Consider the following 3,921-nt stretch of genomic DNA (forward strand, 5'->3'; position numbering starts at 1 on the left):
TCGTCGCCGAGACTGCGCCCGCCGCCACGTTGTGCAAGGCCACCGGCGTGGTCGCATCCGTGCCGCCCAGCGTCACCGAGTCGTGCGTCGACGTGTCGTACATCACCGCATCGGCCAGCTGGCCGTTGATGTTCGTGACGTCGCCCTGCAGGTTGCTGATGTCGGTTGTGTTCTGCGTGACCTGCTGGTTGGTCGCGAACAGTTCCGAGCCATTCACCGCGTCGGTCGACGCAGCCGTCAGTTGGCCTGCCGCGACGTTGGTGAGCGTGCGCTCCTTGCCCGCCGAACCCACCGAGATCGTACTCTTCGCGTTCGTGCCTGCGAACGAATAGCTATTGCCGCCGATCGTCACGCCCGCCGTGTTCACCACGGTTGCTGTGGTCGCACCACCGCCCAGCGCCACGTCGTTTGCATTGGTCGCGACGGCACTCCTGCCTATCGCCACCGAGCCATCACCGACTGACGTGGAGTTGCTGCCGATGGTAACCGATCTGTCGCCAGCCGCAGTTGTCGACGCGCCCATCGCGACCGACGCATAGCCCAACGCCTTGTTGTAACTGCCCATTGCGGCAGAAAAATCCCCGCTTGCTACTGTCAGGTAGCCCAGCGCGCTGCTGGCGGTGCCGGCTGCCGTTCCGAGCGAACCCACCACGGTTCCAAACGCGCCCGTAGCGGTGGCGCCGAAGCCAATCACACCCGCATTCTGGCCACTGGCAAGCGTGTATTGGCCGATTGCCATTGTTCCCGCGCCTGTTGCACTGGCACTGGCGCCGATAGCAAGGTTGTACTCCCGCAGATGGCGACCATCCCCTGGAATCAAATACGTACTTGATGTGTCAGCCGCATAGGCGTTCGAGCCAATCGCAAGGTTCGAGTCAATGCCACTGTCGTTCGGAGCGGTGTTGCCACTCCCGCCGGCGACATAGGCGTGCGCCTGACTGGCCACGCCCAGCACCGCGACGGCAATGACCATCGCCTTCACGTTGCCCTTGCCCTTGCCCTTGCGCTTGCCTTTTGCGTTTTCCGCCGCCGCAACCCAAGTTCTTGTGATCTCGTTCCAGACTGATTTGTATGTCCTGTTCATTCCTGGCCCTGGTGAATCGAGGGAGTACCGACCGAGTGATACCCGCAGGCGTCACAACCCGATGCGCGCGGCAATCTGTCGGCAATTTCCTTCTATAAAGAAAATCATCTGGCCCATTAAAGCCAACGATCTGCGTCGAACACGCCATGGCTCGATAATTCCGACAACTGAGGGATTCCACGCAGATTTATCGGACCAATATGCGATTACAGGAGCAACTTTACGAATTCGAAGTCACAGGGAGAATAAGAGAACTCTTAAAGCGAAAAGGTCGATGAAAAAGGGCCGAGGCACACAATCAGCAAAGGCAATAGCAACAGTTCGCAGGAGTCAGCAATGTTCTCAAAGGTCGAGATAAGAACCGCAGAGGCAGCAGGAAATTTCCATTTATTTTCGCCAATTACACGGAATCGAATTACAGAAAAACAGCCCTTGTCTTTATACGAAAAAAATCTCCTACGCCTTTTAAGAAATCCTACAAATCAATCCCAATTGCATCCGCAATTGTCAGGTATTTTTCAATAAATATTAAACTTCAGGCTATCCGCCGAGATTTATCGGATACCGGGGGCGCACGTGCTGATCGACGCGGGTTTGCAGGTGCTCGACAATATCGCCGTGGCGAGCGGCATCAACGGTTACACACCTGCGGCAGGCCTGGAGGCGATCGAGTATCGCTTCACTGACGTGCTCGTGAAGCAGGCGTACAGCTGGCGTGTCGTAGCGGCCCGCATGCGCCGCGAGACAGCGGGCGCTATCTGACGGCGCCCGCGCGCGGGAAAAAGCTGAATTACGCGCCGCGGTGGCGGCGTGAGTGCGTCAGTGATTCAGAACGGCTTGATGACAGCCAGCGCCACCGCAGCCAGCATGCCGAGCACGGGAAGCTCGTTGAACATGCGATACCACTTGTCGGAGCGGCGGTTTTCGCCGCGCTCGAAGGTCTTGAGCAAACGTCCGCAGTACGCGTGATAGACGATGAGCAGCAACACCACGCCCACTTTCGCGTGGATCCAGCCCTGGCCGCGCCCAATCCCCACCACGAGCCACAGCCACAGTCCACATAGCAGCGCGGGCACGGCGATCATAGTCATGAAGCGGTAGAGCTTGCGCGCCATGATGAGCAGACGCTTGACGGCCGCAGGCTCGGTTTCCATCGCGAGATTCACGAAGATGCGCGGCAGGTAGAACAGGCCCGCGAACCACGAGGCGATCAGCACGATGTGAAACGTCTTGACCCAGAGCATCGACATTATTTTTTCTTCTTCGTGAGCGATTGTGCAACGAGGCGGGGCGCTACGCCGTGCGCCGCCCCGAGCGATGCGTGACTATTGACGGCCTTCGCCGTGGCCGAGCACGACGTACTTCAACGAGGTCAGCCCTTCCAGGCCGACCGGGCCGCGCGCATGCAGCTTGTCGTTCGAAATGCCGATCTCCGCACCGAGGCCGAACTCGAAGCCGTCGGCGAAGCGCGTCGAGGCGTTCACCATCACGCTCGCCGAGTCGACTTCGCGCAGAAAGCGCATGGCGCGGTCGTGGTCTTCGGTGACGATCGCGTCGGTGTGGTGCGAGCCGTAGGCGTTGATGTGCTCGATCGCGTCGTCGAGCGTGTCGACCACCTTCACCGCCAGCACCGGCGCAAGATACTCGGTACGCCAGTCCTCTTCGGTCGCGTCCACGAGCGGACCTACGCCCGCGTCGGCGAGAATCGCGCGCGCCGCAGCATCCACGCGCAGTTCGACTTCCTTCTGGCGATACAGGCGGCCAAGCGGCGGCAGCACGTCGTGCGCAATGCCGCGCGCCACGAGCAGCGTCTCCATCGTGTTGCAGGTGCCGTAGCGGTGCGTCTTGGCGTTGTCGCACACGGTCAGCGCCTTCGCGAGATCGGCGCGGTCGTCCACGTACACATGGCAGATGCCGTCCAGGTGCTTGATCATCGGCACGCGCGCCTCTGCCATCAGGCGCTCGATCAGGCTCTTGCCGCCGCGCGGAACGATCACGTCCACGAATTCTGTCATCGTGATGAGCTTGCCCACGGCCGCGCGGTCGGCAGTCTCGACCACTTGCACCGCATCCTGCGGCAATCCCGCCGCAGCCAGCCCTTCGCCGATCAGCTTCGCGAGCGCCGTATTGCATTCGAGCGCCTCGGAGCCGCCGCGCAGAATCGTCGCGTTGCCCGACTTCAGGCACAACGCGGCCGCGTCGATCGTCACGTTCGGCCGCGACTCGTAGATGATGCCGATCACGCCCAGCGGCACGCGCATCTGCCCCACCTGGATGCCGCTCGGGCGGAACTTGAGGTTGCTGATTTCGCCGATCGGGTCGGGCAGCGCCATCACCTGGCGCAGGCCTTCCACCATGGTCTTGAGCGCCTTGTCCGACAGCGTGAGGCGGTCGATGAACGCCGCGTCGTGGCCCTTTTCCTTCGCGCGCGCGAGGTCGCGTGCGTTCGCATCCTTCAACTGCTGCGCGTCACGCTCGATGGCTTGCGCCACTGCTTCGAGCGCCGCGTTCTTCGCGGCCGTCGTGGCTCGTGCCATCGCGCGCGAAGCGTTGCGTGCGCGGCGGCCGAGGTCGGTCATGTACTGGTCGATATCCATAGTGTCTTTCGTCATGCGGCGCGTGAGGCGCAGTCAGATGAGCTGCCCAGGCGCGGTTCGATTCAAAGCGGTTCAGGCCGATTTTAAGGCCAGCCGCCAAGGTTTGCTGGACGTGGCCGGGCGGCCCGGCAGGTGCCGGCCGCGCGGCGCGGCATGAGGCAGGCGCCGACGCGCCGGTTCAGGCAAGCGCGGAACGCTTTATCCCGGCCGGCGCGACGGCCCTGCGGTGCGCGGTCGGGC

At 62.1% G+C, this 3,921-nt stretch carries 4 protein-coding genes; 1 reads left to right on the top strand and 3 read right to left on the bottom strand.

Annotated features, from left to right (window positions below; all coding sequences use genetic code 11):
• Positions 1 to 1,084, bottom strand: a 1,084-nt coding sequence (locus ACOJB8_RS40800) for an ESPR-type extended signal peptide-containing protein (protein WP_475017902.1), incomplete at its 3' end; no start/stop codon positions are given.
• A 576-nt stretch (positions 1,085 to 1,660) separates the two neighbouring features.
• Between ACOJB8_RS40800 and ACOJB8_RS40805 the strand changes: the two genes are divergently transcribed.
• Entirely contained in the window at positions 1,661 to 1,846 is a 186-nt protein-coding gene (locus ACOJB8_RS40805; RefSeq protein WP_475017904.1) for a hypothetical protein, read from the top strand.
• A gap of 65 nt (positions 1,847 to 1,911) precedes the next feature.
• On the opposite strand, the gene ACOJB8_RS40810 is transcribed toward ACOJB8_RS40805, so the two are convergent.
• Together ACOJB8_RS40810 and ACOJB8_RS40815 are read right to left on the bottom strand one after the other, a co-directional pair.
• Positions 1,912 to 2,334, bottom strand: a complete 423-nt coding sequence (locus ACOJB8_RS40810; protein ID WP_342950338.1) for a CopD family protein — start codon at positions 2,332 to 2,334, stop codon at positions 1,912 to 1,914.
• Between the two features lie 75 nt (positions 2,335 to 2,409).
• Entirely contained in the window at positions 2,410 to 3,681 is a 1,272-nt protein-coding gene (locus ACOJB8_RS40815) for a glutamate-5-semialdehyde dehydrogenase (RefSeq protein ID WP_475017906.1), read from the bottom strand.
• Positions 3,682 to 3,921 lie beyond the last annotated feature (240 nt).

This window comes from Paraburkholderia sp. BR10141, from assembly GCF_056155635.1.

What these genes read in the sequence shown, in the direction of transcription:
- ACOJB8_RS40815 (WP_475017906.1), bottom strand. Translation starts at nt 3,681, where the DNA reads ATGGATATCGACCAGTACATGACCGACCTCGGCCGCCGCGCACGCAAC.
- ACOJB8_RS40810 (WP_342950338.1), bottom strand. Translation starts at nt 2,334, where the DNA reads ATGTCGATGCTCTGGGTCAAGACGTTTCACATCGTGCTGATCGCCTCG.